Below are 17,505 nucleotides of genomic sequence, written 5' to 3'. Positions count from 1 at the left end.
TGTCAGTCTATGTGACGTAATTTCGACTCAAATAAAAAAGCCCCTTAGCATCACATCGGAATTCAATCATTCCAATATGCGCTAAGGGGCGAGAAGCTAATATTATAGTCTACATTTAAGTTGTACTCGAACCGTTACATGAGTACAATCAACGACTTCTTAATCTTCGATTCTTTTCTTTTTAAATTTCATCAGGAACTCATACACAATCGGTACGATAACCAGCGTGAGCAGCGTGGAGCTGATCAGACCGCCGATTACAGTGATTCCGAGTCCTTTGGAGATGATACCCGCACTCTCTTCGAGACCCGTTACCAGCGGCAACAGGGCACCAATGGTCGCGAGAGCGGTCATCAGGATTGGACGCAGACGAGTTGCACCGGCTTCCAGCAAGGCTTCACGGGTAGGCATACCCTCTTTTTCCTTGTGAATAACACGGTCGATCAACACGATAGCGTTGGTGACCACGATACCGATGAGCATCAGTCCACCCATCATGGCGGAGACGTCGAGCGTACCACCAGCGATGAACAGACCTACCATAATACCAATGACCGTAAATGGCAGGGAGAACAGGATTGCGAATGGTGCCAATCCGCCGCCGAATGTAACAACGAGCACGAAGTATACAATGGCGATGGCCGCCAGCATGGCGAGACCCAGTTGAGTAAAGGTATCATTAATCTGTTCGGTTGTACCGCCGAACTTCACTTCAACGCCATCAGGCAGATCCAGCTTGTCGATCTCAGCCTGTAGGTTACTCGAAGCTTTCGTTACATCCGAAGCCAGGATGTTGGCTGTGACTTGTACAACAACTTTACCATCAATTTGCATGATGGAGTTCGGGGACGTACCTTCTTCCACTTTGGCAACATCTTTGATTGGTACTTCGATGCCAAGCGGTGAAGTGACGGTTTCATCCTCAATCTCTTTAATGCTACTGAATGTTTTGTTGTCTGTCTCTACATATACTTTGTACGTTTTGTTATCGATATCGACTTCCGTAAGCACAGGACGTTCCCGTGCCGGGCTCAGCGTCATCGCCAGTTGACCTGCAGTCAGGCCCAGGGAACTCAATTTCTCCTGATCCGCCACGAGCGTATACTGCCCGTAGGTGTCAGCAAGTGTTGTATCTGCTTTTTCAAAATTATCCTTATCCGCTTCAACCAGTTTCAGAATTTCATCCGATACAGGTTTAAGTTGCTCTACATTATCGCCATAGATGGAGAGGCTCAGGCCGCTACCACCCAGACCGCCGGACATGTCGAGCTCATTCCAGGTACCTACGGTAACTTCTTTCTTCAGACCTTCTACAAGCTGTTCTTTCACTTGAGTAAAGTCTTTCGTATCTTCGTTATATTCGATATAGAATAGAGCCGAGTTTCCGCCACCGCCACCCATACTGCTCAGTGGGTTCGTGCCGCCGATGGAATATTGCATTTTCTCCAGACCTGGTTGTTCCAGCAACCACTTCTCGGCAACAAGTGCTTCTTTTTCGACATCTTCACGCAAAGCTCCGGTTTGTGGGCTGTACGTAATAGTCACGTATTTATCCTGTTGTTCTGGCAAGAAGCTTGCACCGATGAACGGGTACAGGAACAAACTGCCGACCAGCAGGATCACTGCAATACTGACTGTGATGAGTTTGTGTGAAAGGGTCCAGTTCAGCAGGCGTTTGTAACCTTCCGCCATTTTGCCTGGTTTTTCTTCGTGATTCTGTTTGTTCTTCAACCCTCCACGGAACAGGGTGTGCGCAAGCATCGGCACAATGGTAATGGCAACGATCAGGGATGCCAGCAAAGCGAATACCATGGTCAGTGCAAATGGCGTGAATAACTCACCGACCATACCGCTTACCAATGCCAGTGGCAGGAATACAGCAATCGTTACGATGGTGGAAGAAAGAATTGGAATGAACATCTCGCGCGTTGCTTCACGAACCAGTTCACGGCCTTTCAGTTTCTCACCTTTGAGTGTTAATCTGCGGTAGATGTTCTCGATAACAACGATGGAGTCATCGACAACCCGTCCGATGGCAACTGTCATCGCACCCAGCGTCATCATGTTCAAAGTAATATCCATCATATTGAGAGCAGTCAATGCCATGAGCAAGGAGAGCGGGATCGAGATAATGGAGATAATGGTTGAACGAATATTACGCAGGAAGAGCAGGATGATCAGGATGGCAAACAAGGCGCCAAAAACGGCTTTGCCCAACATCGTGTTCACCGAGTCCTGAATCGGCTTACCTTGGTCAAGCAATACAGTCAAATCAGCATTTTTGAACTGCGATTGCAACTCTTCCGCTTTATCTTTGACTGCGTTAACGACATCAACCGTGTTGGCATCGTTGGATTTTACAATGGAAATACCAATCGATTCCTTGCCGTCTGTCCGGGAAATGGATTCCGCTTGACCGATGACTTCGATCTTGGCAATTTCACTTAATTTCACTGTCGGGATACCAGCTGCGTTGGCAGCACCTGAAGGGCTACCCACACTGGCATTACCACCAGCGGCTTGGTCCGTTCCTTGTGAAGCACTTGGAGCGGTACCTTGACCTGCTTCACCAGTTGGTGCTCCAGAGCCTTGTGGGGATGCGTTTGAACCATTGCCTGTGGAAGCACCGGCACCGCCGGGTACAACTGGAATGGCAAGGTTTTTCAGATCATCGATGTCGATGATGTTTCCATCTACAACAACGGCTTTCTGGGATTTATCCAGTTCAAACAGTCCAAGGGGCACACGAATGGATGAACCTTGAACGATGCCGTTTACCGTATCTTCCGTTAGGCCCAGCTCGGCCATTGTGGCTTGGTCAAACTTCAATTGAACTTCTTTCACATATTGACCGGACACCTGAACCTGAGCTACACCGTCAATGTCTTCGAGTGCAGGCTGAATATCCGATTCAACCAGTCGTGTCAATTGTTCCAGGTCACCGCCGTCCTTGTCGGACAGGCTCAGAGATACAACCGGGAAAGAGTTAATGCTGAACTTGGAAATGGTCGGCTTCTGCACACTGTCAGGCAGTTGAACTTCATTCAGTGCCTCACGAACGGTTGCAGTTGCGTTGGTCAGATCTGTTCCATAATCAAATTCGAGTGTGATCGATGCTGCGTTCTCCATGGAAGTGGAAGTAACTGTCTTCACGCCATCTACATTACGTAGTTTTACTTCCAGCGGCTTCGTGACATCTTCAACAATTCCCTCCGGTGCAGCCCCCGGATCAATGGCAGTGACATTCAGAAACGGTACGTTGATGTTCGGGATTGTCTCTTGTTTCATCGTCAATCCGCTGTACAAACCTGCGAAAGAGATGATAATCGTCAGAATCCAAATCGCAAACTTGTTGTTCAGTGAAAAATTAATAATACCTTTCATACGATGGTTTCTTCTCCTCTCTGTTTCTCCTGTTTATGTGTGTGACGAGTCAGCCTGGATGAACCGGCTATACATGGCATCCAGAATATGCTGAAGCTCGGAGTGCAAAGGTTTAATGGCAGTTACGTTCTCCAGATTGTGCATCATACCCAGAATAATGGCACGCCGCGGCGTGAATTCCATCATCTCCTGCCGGAGAATGGCAATGGTCTCAAGTACATCATTCTTCGGTTGCCCAGCAGGCAATTCGGAGGCAGCAATATCCTGCATTTGCTTGATAATATGAATAGGATGCCGCATCACCGTGGAATCCGGATGGGGTTCGGTAATCCAGGCAGGCCAGTCCTCCAAAGGAATCAAAGGCAAAGGTCGCTGCTTAAGGAATCCGTGCGCTGCATAGTCCATCATTTGCAGTAAATTTGTTGCCATTTTGGTAACAGTAAGGGACGGCATCTCTGTAAACCAGATCTTGACGTAGGAAAGGAATAGCCCCTGTGTCAGCAAAATAAGGTCAATCGTATAAGGTTCAATCTCCGATCCGTACTGCTCCTCCAGCTTATCCTTAAACCAATGTAAGGTACGGACTTCCAGATCTCTTTGCAGCGGATGGCATTGTTCCTTGCGTTGCTGTTCATCATCCATCATCATGCTGCGCATCTGTACTCGCAAAAATTCCTTGAGCTCGGCAACATGGATGAGCAGTGTCTCGATCTGCTTGTGCAGACGTTCACGCGAGGTAAGGCTGGTTTCATGCTCAATCTGTGTCATCTCGTCCATGAGCGTGTACATGCAGTACTCCAGAGTACTGGCTTCTAATTCCTCTTTGGATTTGAACATGATGTAGAGACTGCCCTTGGACATCCCGCATAATTCTGCAATCTCTTGCATGGATGTTGCAGCACTGCCTTTGGATGAGAATAACTTGAGTGCTGTAGTAATGATGAGCTTTTTCTTCTCATTCATCTCATGTATAGGGTTCATTAACGATACATTCACCTCATCAGGGAACTTGTGAGTTCTTGAATTGACTTTAAGGTCAAAATAAGTATAAACGATCTGGTTAAAGGAATTCAAATGGGAGTAAATTGGAAAATGTATATGGGGAAAAGTGGCTGATCAAAGGGAAGGAGAGACGGCAAGTAACAAGGTGCAGCCTGTATGTACGATAGGGATAAGGTATCAAGAACGTTTAAGTTAGTTTCCTCCAGTGAAGGCGTACAAGGCGAGTATAATAATGGCGACTAGAGCGATGAGATAGAAAATGGCCATGCCGATCAGAAGGGTATACCCTGTATAAGAGCCCATGCGTGCCAATAACTTTTTCATGATTACGACATCCTTTCTTACGTGGCAGAGTATAGAGAGGTTTCCTATTTATATCATATCCCAAAAAGACGACTTCCTGATCGAAGTCGTCTAATTTATATTGCTGAATATATTAAATTTATAATGGAAGCTAAGAATTACACGATAACAGCGATCGGAAAGTGGTACTGCAATCGGAGTTTAAAGTGTATCTTCAGTTGTTCCATTATGTGATCAGTTTCAGACCAACGGCTGCCACCAAAATCATCGCGATAAACAGGATACGCTTCGCTTCTTTCCGTTCACCGAACAGGAACATGCCTGTTAACGTACTGCCGACCGTTCCGATCCCCGTCCACACGGCATACGCTGTGCCCATGGGAATGGACGTCATGGCATAGGACAACAGCGAGAAGCTGAACACAAACGACACCAGCATAAGTACGATGTATGGCCATCCTTTCTTGGTGGAAGCACCATTAATACCGATTACGCCGAAAATTTCACATATCCCTGCACCTACAATTGCCATCCAAGCCATTATACTGCACCTCCTTTGGCTTCTTGCTGATCCGTAACCAGCTTCAGTCCGATTACGCCGCAGAGCAGCAGCCCGATGAGCAATACTTTGGCCAAGCGGAACGGCTCACCGAACAGTACCATTTCCGTAAGGACGGTACCCGCCGTACCAATTCCCGTAAAGACGGCATACACCGTACCCACAGGCAGCCTTTTGGAAGCGGCAATGATCAGTCCAAAGCTGATCACGATGGCAATCCCTGTTAAAGTCCACTCCCAGGCATTCGAGGCATGTTTCAGCCCGCTTACCCAGACAATCTCAATAATTCCACCGATAAATACATATAACCAGTTGCGGTTCATGTTGTTAAATCTCCTTCCGGCACAACGCTGTGTGCCTCTTCGTTCAAATGATGAATGCCATGCCAAAAGACAGGCCAGGCTGCTTCCAACCGTCTCTTGTACCGACGGGAACTTCCATAGATAATCTCCACGGTAATACCGTCGAGGAACGTCATAAATGCAATGGCGGCTTGTTCCGCGGGTAGGGGCGGTATATCTTCATTACGCATTGCCCTTTGCAGCAGACGAGTCAGAGCACGTTCCATGCCATCGATAAACGGATACACCTGATCCATCACTTCGCTATACAGAGAAAGTGGTGGGTAAAAACAATTGCGCAACATCAAACGAGCCGAAGCATGGGCATTGTATTCTTGTTCGAACCAGATCAACAAGCCTTTCAGCCTCTGCTCCAATGGCAGATCCGCATGATCACGGAAATATTCCAGTGTGTGCCGTTTTACCTCGTGAAATGCAAAGGCCAGAGTGTGCAAAAACAAGTCATCCTTGCAGCTGAAATGTGCATATATGGACGGTTTTTTAATCCCGACTTCATCAGCAATAGCTCTCAGAGAAGCCCCCTCATAGCCATCTCTCGCAAAATGGAACAGGGCAGCATCCCGAATGGATTGTGCAGTCATTCAATCACCTTCCTAACGGTCGTTAGGTAATTATATTTTCACACTTCACATTGCCTGTCAAGATGAAAATATCCGCCTGCACAGTAGAGTACAGGCGGATATAACAGGTATGAATGTGGTTTTTGATCAAAAGGTCGTAAGACCCAGAATCAGTTGCAGCTTATATAGGATACCTTTCAAAAACGTAGTCTTCTCCTGAAACTCATCTAGGTTTAGCGTAAACTCCGCATCATCATTATTCCAAATACGCTCGAAATAATTCGCGATATCAAGCGTGAACTTATTGTCTGGAGGAGCAGCAATCCATAAATCATTCTCCAAATTGTAGTCATTCATGTTTCGGGGTGTGAAATTAGTTGAACCCCCGAGGACAATATGATCTCCGGTTGCTTTGGCAAGATAGATCATCTTGGTATGGTATTGCTCCTTGGTGGTGTTATACCAGCGGATCTGAATTTTACCGTCGGATTTATCATGCAATTCAGCAGCGACAGGACGGTTTGGAATGCCGATCTTTTCCTGACCAAAGGCATTTTCATTTGGATCCAGTACAAGCCGGATCTCGGTTCCTCGTTTTGCGGATTCCAGCAGGGCTTCCAATACTTTCGGAGAGGCCACATAGAACATGCCCATCCATAAGGTGTCACCTTTGCCAGCCTGATTGATCTCATGGAGTACAGCGTCATTCACTTTGCCTTCAGTTAAATAACGGATTCGCAAATCTCCCGTGTTTGAATCCGTGGAAGGAGCTGTGTAGGCAGGAACCTGGCCTCCGCCTGAGATGTCGAGAACAGCTTGCTCTGACTGAAGAATATCGCCAATGATTGGACCTGTTACTTCAAATGCAATATTTGAGTGGTAGGCACTCGCATCATGAATATTGCCAGAAGAGACAATCGCCTTCTTCTCACTAACAACAACTTTGCGATGATTGGCTTTCACATTGAGCAGCTTGAGATAAGAACGTACAGTTACATCTGGACCATCCGTCGCCATCAGGTTTTTGATCCAGCCATCTCCGGATTGGCCGAACCATTGGAAGAAGGTCCGCCAGACCGCAGAGTATACTGGAGTTGAATCACGCAAAGGGTCCACATCCGTGATGACCACATGAATGCCTGCTTGTTTCATTTGTTCCAGTAAAGGATTGGGTGCTGAGTTATAGTTGGTATTTACTTCATCTGTAATGAACCAGATATCCATATCAGGATGCTGATTTTTTTTGGCGACCAGAGCCTCGGTGAATTCAGTACTCACGGGAGGAAAGTTCTGTCCCTTGTGCTGATAATTATTGAACAGGAACATATCCACCAGGACAAACTGCTCTGCTTCCTCCACAATTTGCATCATGCGCTGGAAAATCTGCTGTTCGTGCTCCATCTGTCCGTCGGAGGAAGGATAAGTGAGGTCGTGCAGGAAATCGACTTGATCCACACGATACTCCGGACTTTCGTAGGAAATGCCCGCTGGTAATGGTTTGTAGGTTTGATAGAGCATGACGGCGATGAGCCATAGGACCAATAGGACGATTCCTGTTTGTATGTATGGAAATTTGCCGCGTGAAGACTTGCGGTCTGATGTATGGCGGCGTAATGAGACCAACGGTGGACTCCCCCTTCTGTACTTGCTGACTTCTATTACCACACGGATGATAACGTTGACGCAGGAGAACCCGCTAGCATAACGAATGTAGCGGTAAAATGCATATGGCAAAATTGGCAGGATGCAATCGACAGGTGTCTGAGCGTTGTGTATAATGAGTGTATTATTTTTGTAGAATGTTGGGGTTTTCATATGCCTGACAAGGACGGGGAACCAATGATATAACCTGTGAAATCTGGACATTTAGGAAAGAAAGTGGGTAATAAGGTGTATTCCATCAAACAAGTCGCTGCCATGCTCGGTATCCCGACGGTGACGCTCCGGGCTTGGGAGAATCGGTATAGTGCGGTCACCCCTGAGCGGACGGAATCGGGTTATCGAATGTATACCGAAGAGAATGTTGCGGATCTGCGCTGGTTGAAAGAACAGGTTGAGCTACATCAGACCAATATTTCGGAAGCGGTACGGATGCTGAAAGTAAACAAATTAAATCCGCCCGAAGCTATACCCACGCCGATCATGGCTCCGGTGCCTACGATGGAAGAAGCCTACGCACGCATGGCAGATCAGATCTATGATTCGCTCTACAACTTTCAGGGTGAACGTGCCAATGGTTTGATTGATTTTGGTTTCACCATGTATGGGTATGACTCGATGTTCTATCATGTGTTGGTGCCCATTCTGGTTCGGGTTGGAGATGCATGGGAGCAAGGCAGGGCTTCGGTGGCTCAGGAACACTTCATGACACAGCTGATATCACAGCGGTTTTATCAGTTTTTCCATCTGTTCCCGATCTATCCGCATCTGCCCAAAGTTCTGGCGTTGTGTCCGGAAGGGGAGCATCATCAGGTCGGGTTGCTGCTGTTCTCTCTCTTTATGCGCAAAAATGGAGCGGAAGTACTATATCTCGGTGCCAACACGCCAGAGGAAGGCATCTTCCCGATTATCCGGGAGCAGAAGATCAAGTTGGTCTGCCTGTCGATCACAAGTCCAGGACTTCTTGAAAAATGTGATCAACTTATAGAGCGAATTAAAAACGAGTTTCCACATATTCGCTTTGTACTTGGAGGTAAAGGCTATGAGCGTGCAGAGCATGCGCGTTATCCGCAATGGATTATGCCGGAGAGTTCTGCGGACTGGCAGTCATGGATGGAGCGTGAATATCTCTCCGATCGATCACCTGGTGCGCGGTTCGGACAGGCCAATAATTAAACATAATCTCAAATGATATGAATAGGTTAGTGTATAAAGGACATCCTTTGACGAAAGTGATCAAAGGGTGTTTTTTGTGTTTATAAATGGATTACCAGCTATTTTGACCAACGGGTCATTTTTTGGTTTACAAGGTCGTATAATATTTGTATTATATTTGTATAATGTTTTTGCTAGTTACCGCTTAAAGTGTTCTTGGGAGGTTTAATAATAGGTTAGGGGCTAGAGAACTATAGGAATTCCCTACATAGAAAGGTGAGTGGCATGATACCGAATCAACAACGCAAACGTGCAGCTGTCATTGGCGCAGGACCGGGTGGACTTGCAGCAGCGATGTTATTGTCCGGTCAGGGGTACGAGGTAGATGTGTATGAGAAACAGCCAGTCATCGGGGGGCGTTCTGCCAGATTGGAACTGGGTGAATATCGATTCGACCGCGGTGCTACATTTTTGATGATGCCACAGCTGATCGAAGAGATGTTCGATGTGGTGGGACGCAAATTATCCGATTATGTGGATATGAAAGAGCTAACCCCACTGTACGCACTGAACTTTGGTGACAAGGTGTTCACGCCTTCTCGTAATCGGGAAGATACAGCTGCACAGATTAAGGAATTGTTTCCGGGCAATGAGGACAATTACCTTCGGTTCATGCAAGAAGAAGAAGTGAAGTTTGGCAAAGTCATGCCTCTGCTCCGTCGTCCTTTTGGCAAGTTGACTGACTATCTGCGCAAGGATGCGGTAACAGCTCTACCTAAGCTTGATGTCCACAATACAGTCTATGGAATCTTGTCCCGCTATTTTACAGACGAGCGTCTGCGCTGGGCATTTACATTTCAATCCAAATATCTTGGAATGTCTGCCTGGGATTGTCCGGGCACATTTACCATACTATCGTTTATTGAGCATCACTACGGATTGTTCCACCCCATTGGCGGCGTGAATCGGATCTTCCAAGCCATGGCCGATGTCGTGGAAGAACACGGAGGACGCATACATACTTCCACCCCGGTGAAACAGGTCATCGTTCGCAACGGTCGTGCAGAAGGTGTGTTGCTTGAGAACGGTGAACGCATCGAAGCAGACCATGTGGTTGTGAACGCCGACTTTGCACATGCGGTGAACCATCTGTTTGAACCAGGCGTGCTTAAGAAATATACCCCGGAGAAAATGAAACGCAAAAAGTATTCCTGCTCTACAGCAATGCTGTATCTGGGCGTGGATGGTGATGTGGACCTGCCGCATCACTCGATCTATTTTCCCGAGGACTACCGGTTAAACGTCGACGAGATTACAAAGCACAAAATGCTGTCTGCCGATCCATCTCTATATATTCATAACCCTTCCAGACTTGATTCGACGCTGGCACCGGAAGGGAAATCTGCTTTATATGTTCTTATGCCTACGCCTAACCTTACCGCAGATATTGATTGGGAGGCAGAACGGGAGAATGTGCAGGAGGCCATGATGAAACGCATGGAAGGCATTCCTGAGTTGGCAGACATACGCAGCCGTATTGAAGAATGTATGCTGTTCACTCCACTCGATTGGGAGACTGAACTGGATGTGTATCGGGGAGCAACGTTTAATATGGCACATAATTTGGGTCAGATGATGTATCTGCGTCCCCATAACCAGTTTGAAGAGTTGAAAAGTGTATGGCTGGTAGGCGGCGGAACACATCCGGGCAGCGGGTTGCCCACGATCTTCGAATCGGCACGGATCAGTGTCAGACTGATTCAGGAAGAGGACGCACGCACACGTTCCAAGCCATCCTCGTACGTGAAGACGGCAGAAGCCGGAGGGCATTCATGAAGCGGGCCGCTATTGTAGGGGCAGGGATTGGTGGACTTACTTCTGCACTGTTATTGAACCGTCAGGGATGGGATGTCACCGTGTATGAACGGGGTTCTCGCGTTGGCGGACGCATTGGATATGAGCAGGAAGGTGAGTATCGGATCGATCAGGGGCCGACGATTGTGCTGCTGCCGGAGATGTTGCTTGGCATCATGGAGGAGGCAGGCGTAGATCGTTCGAAGATTGAGTTACTTCGCTGTGATCCGTTATACAGAGTGCATTACCACAGTGGTCGTGTCATGACCAAGATGACCTCACGTGAAGAGCAGACGGCGGAGATTGAGCGTTTGTTCCCGGGAGAGAGCCGGGGATTCACACGATTCATGCAAGATATGGACACGTTGTTCCCGGCAGGCCGGGCAGCGTTTCTGGAAAGGGCTTTTCCGCGCAAAAGGGATTTCTTCACCCCTTCGCTCATGTCACTCATGGGCAGATTGCGTGCCCACAAAAGTGTCCGGAAAGCGGTAGGCGATTATTTTGAGCACGAGGAATTGCTCGATGCATACTCTCTGCAAAGCTTATACATTGGTGGATCACCGTTTGGGACGCCAGGTATCTATTCCCTTTTACCTTACGCAGAGCATGAATATGGCATCTGGATGGTCAAAGGTGGATATGCAGCATTGCCGGCCATTCTGGAACAGGAACTGATATCACGTGGTGGACGTGTCGTGCTGAATTCGGAAGTGACTGGACTCAAGATTAAAAATGGTGTGTGTGAAGGTATAGAAACGGCAGCAGGCGCAGAAAATGTGGATGCAGTGATCTACAATGGCGATTTCCCCCATCTATCAGGTTTGCTTGGACAATCACCAGAGGTAGCACGTAAAAGAAAACCGTATCGTCCCTCTTCCGGATGTGTATTGCTCTATGTGGGCGTGGACAAAACCTGGGAAGATGCAACGACGCACCAGTTCTTCCTGCCACCGAGTCTTGAAGGCAGTCTGCAGGAAGTGTTCAATCAGCGACGTATTCCGGCAAAGTCCTCATTTTACGTATTTAATCCGGTCGCATTGGATGAAACTGCAGCACCTCAAGGACAGAGTGTATTATATTTCCTCATTCCCGTACCAGATGCCGAAGGTGTCGACTGGGATCAGGAGAGCGAAGCATTGGCAGAACGGGTACTGGAAGAAGCGGAGCAACGTGGATTCCCGGGACTTCGTGCAGCGATTAAGTGGAAAAAGGTGCGTACACCCGCTGACGCAGAGCGAGACGGGCTCTATGGGGGCGGTAGCTTTGGTATAGCACCTGTATTGTTCCAGTCCGGTGTATACCGACCGCAACCAAAACCATTTCCCAATATACAGGGATTATATGCCGCAGGAGCATCTGTACATCCAGGTGGCGGAGTGCCGATTGTAATGCAGAGTGCACGGATGGCCGCCAATCAACTCATGAAGGAGATGGGAACATGAATGAAGCGATTTTGAGCAGGTGTGAAGAGTTGATGCAAAAGGGTTCTTCCTCTTTTTATCAGGCCTTTAGAGGGCTGCCTAGTCCACGTCGGGAAGCGGTATATGTCATTTATGCCTTCTGCCGCATGATTGATGACAGTGTAGACGAGCCGGAACATTCGCCCTATACGATTCATGAAATCCATGATTTGTTTGATCAGTTGGACGACGCGGAAGGACATTTTATCTGGCCAGCACTGAGATGGTTGTTCAGCAGTTTCCCTCATCTGGATAAGGGACCATTCTTCCGTCAGATGGAAGGGCAGCTCACGGATCTTAAAGTGACACATTATACAACGATGCAGGAACTGGAGCATTATTGTTATCTGGTGGCCGGAACCGTAGGCGAGATGTTGTTGCCTGTATTGCGGGATGATAATGGCGCAGAAGTAGCCGTGAACGGGATTGCTTTGGGTAAAGGGATGCAGATCGTTAATATTATTCGGGATGTTGGTGAAGATCGGGCCAGAGTGCGCCGGTATGTTCCGCTGGAGATCATGGAGAAGCATGGTTACACCGAGCAGGACTTTGAAGACGGAGTCGTGGACGAACGTTTTATTGCCATTGTTCATGAACTAAAAGCTGCAGCATTGAACTGGTTCCGTATTGGCATGGATCGTCTGGATACGTACCCAACGGAAAGTGCATTTTCCATCGAGCTGGCAGCAGCCTTTTACTCCACCATTCTACACGCCGTTGAACGCAACGACTATGACGTATATACCAAGCGGGCATATGTTAGCGATGAATTGAAACTGGAGATGCTGGGTGCGATTGTGAAACGTTACCCGATGCTGGCCTATCAAGCCTCCCGAACGGCGGTATCCTGATGATCCAGTGGCTTTACTGGGCGTGGTATGTCATTGGAGCAACCTTGATGCTAACGATCGGCGTGCCTGACGTATTATCCTTTTCGAATGGTTTATTTCTAATCTTCTACGCATTGTATGTGCTGGATCTAATCTATCAAGGGCGTAATCGGACAGGTCTGTCCGACCAGTCAGTCATCTGGCTGAAACCTGGACTCTGGATATCCTCTGTGATCATCTGGCTTGGAGGTATGGGCGTAGAGTGGGTAGGAGTGCATACGCACTGGCCTTTTGGTGAGTATGCTTACTCAGACTTCTTTGGGATTCATATGTTCAGTGTACCAGTTACGCTGGGTTTCGCCTGGATCGCAGTGGTTGGTAACTCGGCGCTGTTAAGTGGTGGTGGTTCAACATGGACTGGCAAACTGCTTCGAGCAGTGAAGACCGGGTTCTGGGCAATTGTACTCGACCTAGTACTCGATCCTGTTGCGCATGCGAGAGGATTCTGGGAGTGGCAGGCTCCAGGTGGTTTCTACGGTGTTCCGTGGACCAATTACATAAGCTGGTTTATCATGGGTGCATTCCTGTCCCTCTTCCTTCCGGCCATGCCTAATGACCGTAGCTCATTGCTGCGTGCAAAATGGCTGTATCAGCTGTTTATTCTTCTGTTCGGCCTGCTTGCCCTAAAGGAAGGGATTACAGGCAGCTTTATCATCGCCATTGCTGGGGTGTTTCTTGCCGAAGGGAGCTGGCTCTATGATTCGCGCCGTAAAATCAAAACCGTTTAATTATATTTTTGCCTTATACAATCACTATTATCTGCTACGTCGGCGCTTCCGCTCCTTCACGCTCACAGGGTCACTGGACCCGCAGGTGGACATCAGGGACAACTCCCCGATTGATCCGACTCGTCCGGTGATCTACTTCATGAACCACAGTTCCTGGTGGGATGGTCTGCTGCTTTATCATGCGGCTAGGCAGACATCGCGAGGAGATCATTATGTGATGATGGAGGAGCAACAGCTTCAGCAATATGCTTTTTTTCGGAAATTGGGTGCGTATTCGATCAATAAGGAGAGTGCGTCCGGTATTCGGACCTCTCTACAGTACACCAGTGAATTATTGGATTCAGGTAAAAGGGTCTGGATTTTTCCCCAAGGAGAAATATTGCATCAGGAGGCCAGACCAATTCAGTTCCGTCCAGGCATCGGATTGTTGCTTCGTCGTTCTCCGAATGCCATTGCTGTACCGGTAACCTTGTGCCATGGGATGGTCCAGCATGATTTACCGGAAATATCGATGCAGGCGGGCCCGGCTGTGATGGAAGACTGGAAGGCGTTGAAGAGTGAAGAGATTGCCGCCAGACTCGGCCATGTGCTGGAACAGCAGTTAGACGATCATAGATCAGAGCTTATACGGATGGGGCAGGGAAGTTTGCCAAATGCGATTCCACTGATTCGTCATGTACGTTCGACAAGTGAAAAATACGATGCGGCACGAAAGCGGGTGAACCGTTAGCATGAATGCATCTGAAATCTTCTGGATTGTGCTTACCTGCATATTGGGCATACAGTTGCTGTTCGCTCTATGGAACGTCTCCTGTCTGCCCAAAGTGCGTTCATTCCGAGCAGACCGAATACAACCACCAGACCTGCTGGTCTCGGTGCTGATTCCAGCCAGAAATGAAAGACTACATATCGAAGGATGTCTGGAAAGTGTGCTCGCGAGCGATACATCAGGATTCCAGATGGAAGTATTGGTGCTGGATGATCGCTCTGAAGATGAGACAGCGGCCATGGTACAAGCGATTGCAGATCGCGATGCACGTGTGCGTTTGCTGCATGGCATTGATCTTCCCGAAGGCTGGATGGGGAAATCCCATGCGTGTCACAGGCTGGCTCAGGAGGCCGAGGGAGAATGGTATATGTTCGTGGATGCGGATGTGCGTCTGGAGCCAAGTGCCATTCGGCAGACTCTCGCGGCAGGATGTGAGCAGAGCGGGGGTCTGGTAACGGGTTTTCCTTATCAGGTAACAAAGACATGGATGGAAAAGCTTGTCGTACCGATGATGGTCTTCACCATCATCAGTCATCTGCCCATTTTTATGATACGCAGATCATCCAGTCCGATGTTTGTGGCCGCTACGGGGGCTTTTTTGCTGATTCATCGCTCCAGTTACGAAGCATCCGGCGGTCATGCTGCCATTCAGGCGCATCTGGTGGATGATATGAGTCTCGCCAAAGCAGTCAAGCGTGCAGGTCATCCGGTGATGCTGACCGACGTGCATGACGTAACGAATACCCGCATGTATCAGAACGGTGCAGAAGTATGGAACGGATATAAGAAAAACATGTACGAAGGTATGGGGCGCAAAGACGTGCTGCTGCTTGGCACGATGTTAATGTATACACTGATGTATATTGTGCCCCCGCTAGGCTTGATTTTTGGACTCCTTATGGGCAGTTCGATGTCCATTCTGTATGGACTGTTGGGAACATTATTAGGTGTGGCTGTGAAAAGAGTAGCGGATCATACTGGCGGACAACCGTGGTGGCTTGCCCTTCTGCAACCGGTCAGCATGGCCTGTGTCATTGCCATCGGACTTGCTTCCTGGCAGGCAGGCCGCTCCGGCAAGGGGTATGTATGGAAAGGTAGGCGGTACAGTTGAGAGGTAACGTCATTATTATCGGAGCAGGATTCGGAGGTCTGTCGTGTGCGATACGACTGGCTTCACAAGGTGTGCAGGTGACCATTCTGGAACGGCAGCAACACGTAGGTGGCAAGCTGCAGCAGATTGAGCGGGACGGGTATCATTTTGACCGTGGACCGAGCACGATCACGATGCCATCGACCTTTCGTTCAGTCTTCGACCATGCTGGAGTAGCAATGGAAGATTACGTACAGTTATATGAGTTAGAGCCGCGCACGCGTAATATATTTGCAGATGGCACAGTGGTAGATTTGTCAGGTAATCGCGGGTGGATGAAGGAGCAGATCGCTGCGTACAGTCCGGAGGATGCAGCTCGTTATGATGCGTTTATGGATGAATCTGCCGCGCTATATGCGGAAGCCAATCGTCATTTTCTGGGTAAGTTGCTGCTGTCTCCTTCTGACAAATACAATCTTCAGATGCTGCGCAGCCTGCTCCGCGTGAGGCCAACGGTGAAGCTGGATAAGTTGCTGCGCTCGTATTTCCAACATCCGCATACGCTGGCTATGTTCGGACGGTACGCGACCTATGTGGGCTCATCGCCGTATCAGTCTCCTTCCATTTTTGCCATGATGGGTCATGTGGAAGCAGAAGTGGGCATCTACGGGGTCAAAGGTGGAACCTATCAACTGATCGAAGGAATGACTCGGCTGGCACAGGAAAAAGGCGTACAAATTATTACAGGCACAGAAGTCCGGCAGTTTGTTGTCCGAGATGGTAAAGTGGCTGGCGTGGATACGGATCAAGGTTTCCGCGAAGCCGATCAGGTGGTTGCCAATGGCGATGTGCTTAGCGTGAATCGCTTGCTGCTCGCACCGGAACATCGGAAAGAGATGAGCGATGCCCGCATACGGAAATATGAGCCATCAATCTCGGGATTTGTGACACTTGCGGGTGTGCGAAGACAATATGATGCATTGCTGCACCATACGGTTTTCTTCCCGGAACGGTATGAACTGGAGTTTGACCATATTTTCCGTGACCGTAAAATGCCTGTCGATCCCACGATCTACATCTGTTACTCCGGTTATTCGGAAGCAGGCATGGCCCCGGCGGGAGCCAGTAATCTATTCATTCTGGTCAATGCCCCCTACTTGTCGGATTCATGGAATTGGGAGCAGCAGACGGAACGTTACGGTGCGTTTGTGCTGGAACAATTGGCAGGACGGGGAATCACCGGGTTGAACCAATCCGATGTGCTGATCCGGTACACACCGCGAGATATCGAACGGGATACCTTGGCGCATCAAGGGTCGATCTATGGCATCTCGTCCAACTCTGTGAAGCAGACCTTCATGCGACCGGGCAATCGAAGTAAAGATGTACAAGGACTCTGGTATGTGGGCGGAACAACGCATCCCGGCGGCGGAACCCCGATTGTGACATTGTCCGGACAGCTTGTTGGTGAGCAATTGGCATCGGAAATTTTGAGATAAGTTTGTTGTGCAGATGATGGAGTGAAATGTGTTCTGTTGATCCATGTGCGTGTGCATCGTCTCTGCTAACCAGCTTTGAAGGTGCGACGGATAATCCGTGCTTTTGAGTAGGTATAAAATAGTGGTGCTCCGAGATTTAAGTGAGACATTTGGTGTCGGGGCATCCTTTCAATAGATGGTTTGGAACGTTATACTGGATAGAGTTAAACTGCTGAGCTGCAATGCTTATAG

At 48.5% G+C, this 17,505-nt stretch carries 15 protein-coding genes; 8 read left to right on the top strand and 7 right to left on the bottom strand.

Annotated elements, in window-relative coordinates; translation table 11 throughout:
* Window positions 1-159: 159 nt before the first annotated feature.
* From BS614_RS00395 to BS614_RS00370, 7 genes are all read right to left on the bottom strand, one after another.
* Window positions 160-3,384 carry an efflux RND transporter permease subunit gene (locus BS614_RS00395; protein WP_074092547.1) on the bottom strand — a complete coding sequence of 1,075 codons (3,225 nt, stop codon included), beginning with the start codon at window positions 3,382-3,384 and terminating at the stop codon, window positions 160-162.
* A 33-nt stretch (window positions 3,385-3,417) separates the two neighbouring features.
* Complete coding sequence (locus tag BS614_RS00390) at window positions 3,418-4,365, bottom strand: TetR/AcrR family transcriptional regulator (protein WP_074092546.1); 948 nt, start codon at window positions 4,363-4,365, stop codon at window positions 3,418-3,420.
* A gap of 213 nt (window positions 4,366-4,578) precedes the next feature.
* Complete coding sequence (locus BS614_RS32305) at window positions 4,579-4,710, bottom strand: hypothetical protein (protein WP_280523080.1); 132 nt, start codon at window positions 4,708-4,710, stop codon at window positions 4,579-4,581.
* A gap of 205 nt (window positions 4,711-4,915) precedes the next feature.
* Window positions 4,916-5,230 (bottom strand): DMT family transporter, encoded by a 315-nt coding sequence (locus tag BS614_RS00385; protein WP_017691901.1) that lies wholly within the window; start codon window positions 5,228-5,230, stop codon window positions 4,916-4,918.
* Window positions 5,230-5,571 (bottom strand): DMT family transporter, encoded by a 342-nt coding sequence (locus tag BS614_RS00380; protein WP_017691902.1) that lies wholly within the window; start codon window positions 5,569-5,571, stop codon window positions 5,230-5,232. Before BS614_RS00380 ends, BS614_RS00385 begins: the two co-directional genes overlap by 1 nt.
* Window positions 5,568-6,191 (bottom strand): TetR/AcrR family transcriptional regulator, encoded by a 624-nt coding sequence (locus BS614_RS00375; protein WP_074092545.1) that lies wholly within the window; start codon window positions 6,189-6,191, stop codon window positions 5,568-5,570. The genes BS614_RS00380 and BS614_RS00375 overlap by 4 nt, the downstream gene beginning before the upstream one ends.
* 126 nt (window positions 6,192-6,317) lie before the next feature.
* Entirely contained in the window at window positions 6,318-7,793 is a 1,476-nt protein-coding gene (locus BS614_RS00370) for a phospholipase D family protein (protein WP_074092544.1), read from the bottom strand.
* A gap of 267 nt (window positions 7,794-8,060) precedes the next feature.
* On the opposite strand from BS614_RS00370, the gene BS614_RS00365 reads away from it, so the two are divergent.
* The 8 genes from BS614_RS00365 to BS614_RS00330 all read left to right on the top strand — a co-directional run bounded on the left by BS614_RS00365 (window position 8,061) and on the right by BS614_RS00330 (window position 17,274).
* On the top strand, window positions 8,061-9,005 hold the full coding sequence (locus BS614_RS00365; protein ID WP_074092543.1) for a MerR family transcriptional regulator: 945 nt from the start codon (window positions 8,061-8,063) through the stop codon (window positions 9,003-9,005).
* 264 nt (window positions 9,006-9,269) lie between these two features.
* Window positions 9,270-10,820, top strand: coding sequence for a phytoene desaturase family protein (locus BS614_RS00360; protein WP_074092542.1), 1,551 nt, complete (start codon window positions 9,270-9,272; stop codon window positions 10,818-10,820).
* Entirely contained in the window at window positions 10,817-12,280 is a 1,464-nt protein-coding gene (locus tag BS614_RS00355) for a phytoene desaturase family protein (protein ID WP_074092541.1), read from the top strand. Before BS614_RS00360 ends, BS614_RS00355 begins: the two co-directional genes overlap by 4 nt.
* Window positions 12,277-13,149: a phytoene/squalene synthase family protein gene (locus BS614_RS00350; protein ID WP_074092540.1), complete on the top strand. Its 873-nt coding sequence runs from the start codon at window positions 12,277-12,279 to the stop codon at window positions 13,147-13,149. The genes BS614_RS00355 and BS614_RS00350 overlap by 4 nt, the downstream gene beginning before the upstream one ends.
* Window positions 13,149-13,916, top strand: a complete 768-nt coding sequence (locus BS614_RS00345) for a carotenoid biosynthesis protein (protein WP_074092539.1) — start codon at window positions 13,149-13,151, stop codon at window positions 13,914-13,916. Before BS614_RS00350 ends, BS614_RS00345 begins: the two co-directional genes overlap by 1 nt.
* Complete coding sequence (locus tag BS614_RS00340) at window positions 13,885-14,646, top strand: lysophospholipid acyltransferase family protein (RefSeq protein ID WP_074092538.1); 762 nt, start codon at window positions 13,885-13,887, stop codon at window positions 14,644-14,646. The genes BS614_RS00345 and BS614_RS00340 overlap by 32 nt, the downstream gene beginning before the upstream one ends.
* A gap of 1 nt (window position 14,647) precedes the next feature.
* The gene (locus tag BS614_RS00335) at window positions 14,648-15,796 is read left to right on the top strand and encodes a glycosyltransferase family 2 protein (RefSeq protein WP_074092537.1); all 1,149 of its coding nucleotides are present in this window, start codon (window positions 14,648-14,650) and stop codon (window positions 15,794-15,796) included.
* Window positions 15,793-17,274 (top strand): phytoene desaturase family protein, encoded by a 1,482-nt coding sequence (locus BS614_RS00330; protein ID WP_074092536.1) that lies wholly within the window; start codon window positions 15,793-15,795, stop codon window positions 17,272-17,274. Before BS614_RS00335 ends, BS614_RS00330 begins: the two co-directional genes overlap by 4 nt.
* Window positions 17,275-17,505 lie beyond the last annotated feature (231 nt).

The organism is Paenibacillus xylanexedens (assembly GCF_001908275.1).
GTDB classification, from domain to species: Bacteria; Bacillota; Bacilli; order Paenibacillales; family Paenibacillaceae; genus Paenibacillus; species Paenibacillus xylanexedens_A.
Note: the sequence above shows the minus strand (reverse complement) of the source record. Positions and strands in the feature narration are given on the sequence as shown.

Coding starts and splice junctions, on each gene's coding strand:
- BS614_RS00395 (WP_074092547.1), bottom strand. CDS start 3,384: ATGAAAGGTATTATTAATTTTTCACTGAACAACAAGTTTGCGATTTGG.
- BS614_RS00390 (WP_074092546.1), bottom strand. CDS start 4,365: ATGAACCCTATACATGAGATGAATGAGAAGAAAAAGCTCATCATTACT.
- BS614_RS32305 (WP_280523080.1), bottom strand. CDS start 4,710: ATGAAAAAGTTATTGGCACGCATGGGCTCTTATACAGGGTATACCCTT.
- BS614_RS00385 (WP_017691901.1), bottom strand. CDS start 5,230: ATGGCTTGGATGGCAATTGTAGGTGCAGGGATATGTGAAATTTTCGGC.
- BS614_RS00380 (WP_017691902.1), bottom strand. CDS start 5,571: ATGAACCGCAACTGGTTATATGTATTTATCGGTGGAATTATTGAGATT.
- BS614_RS00375 (WP_074092545.1), bottom strand. CDS start 6,191: ATGACTGCACAATCCATTCGGGATGCTGCCCTGTTCCATTTTGCGAGA.
- BS614_RS00360 (WP_074092542.1), top strand. CDS start 9,270: ATGATACCGAATCAACAACGCAAACGTGCAGCTGTCATTGGCGCAGGA.
- BS614_RS00355 (WP_074092541.1), top strand. CDS start 10,817: ATGAAGCGGGCCGCTATTGTAGGGGCAGGGATTGGTGGACTTACTTCT.
- BS614_RS00350 (WP_074092540.1), top strand. CDS start 12,277: ATGAATGAAGCGATTTTGAGCAGGTGTGAAGAGTTGATGCAAAAGGGT.
- BS614_RS00345 (WP_074092539.1), top strand. CDS start 13,149: ATGATCCAGTGGCTTTACTGGGCGTGGTATGTCATTGGAGCAACCTTG.
- BS614_RS00340 (WP_074092538.1), top strand. CDS start 13,885: ATGATTCGCGCCGTAAAATCAAAACCGTTTAATTATATTTTTGCCTTA.
- BS614_RS00335 (WP_074092537.1), top strand. CDS start 14,648: ATGAATGCATCTGAAATCTTCTGGATTGTGCTTACCTGCATATTGGGC.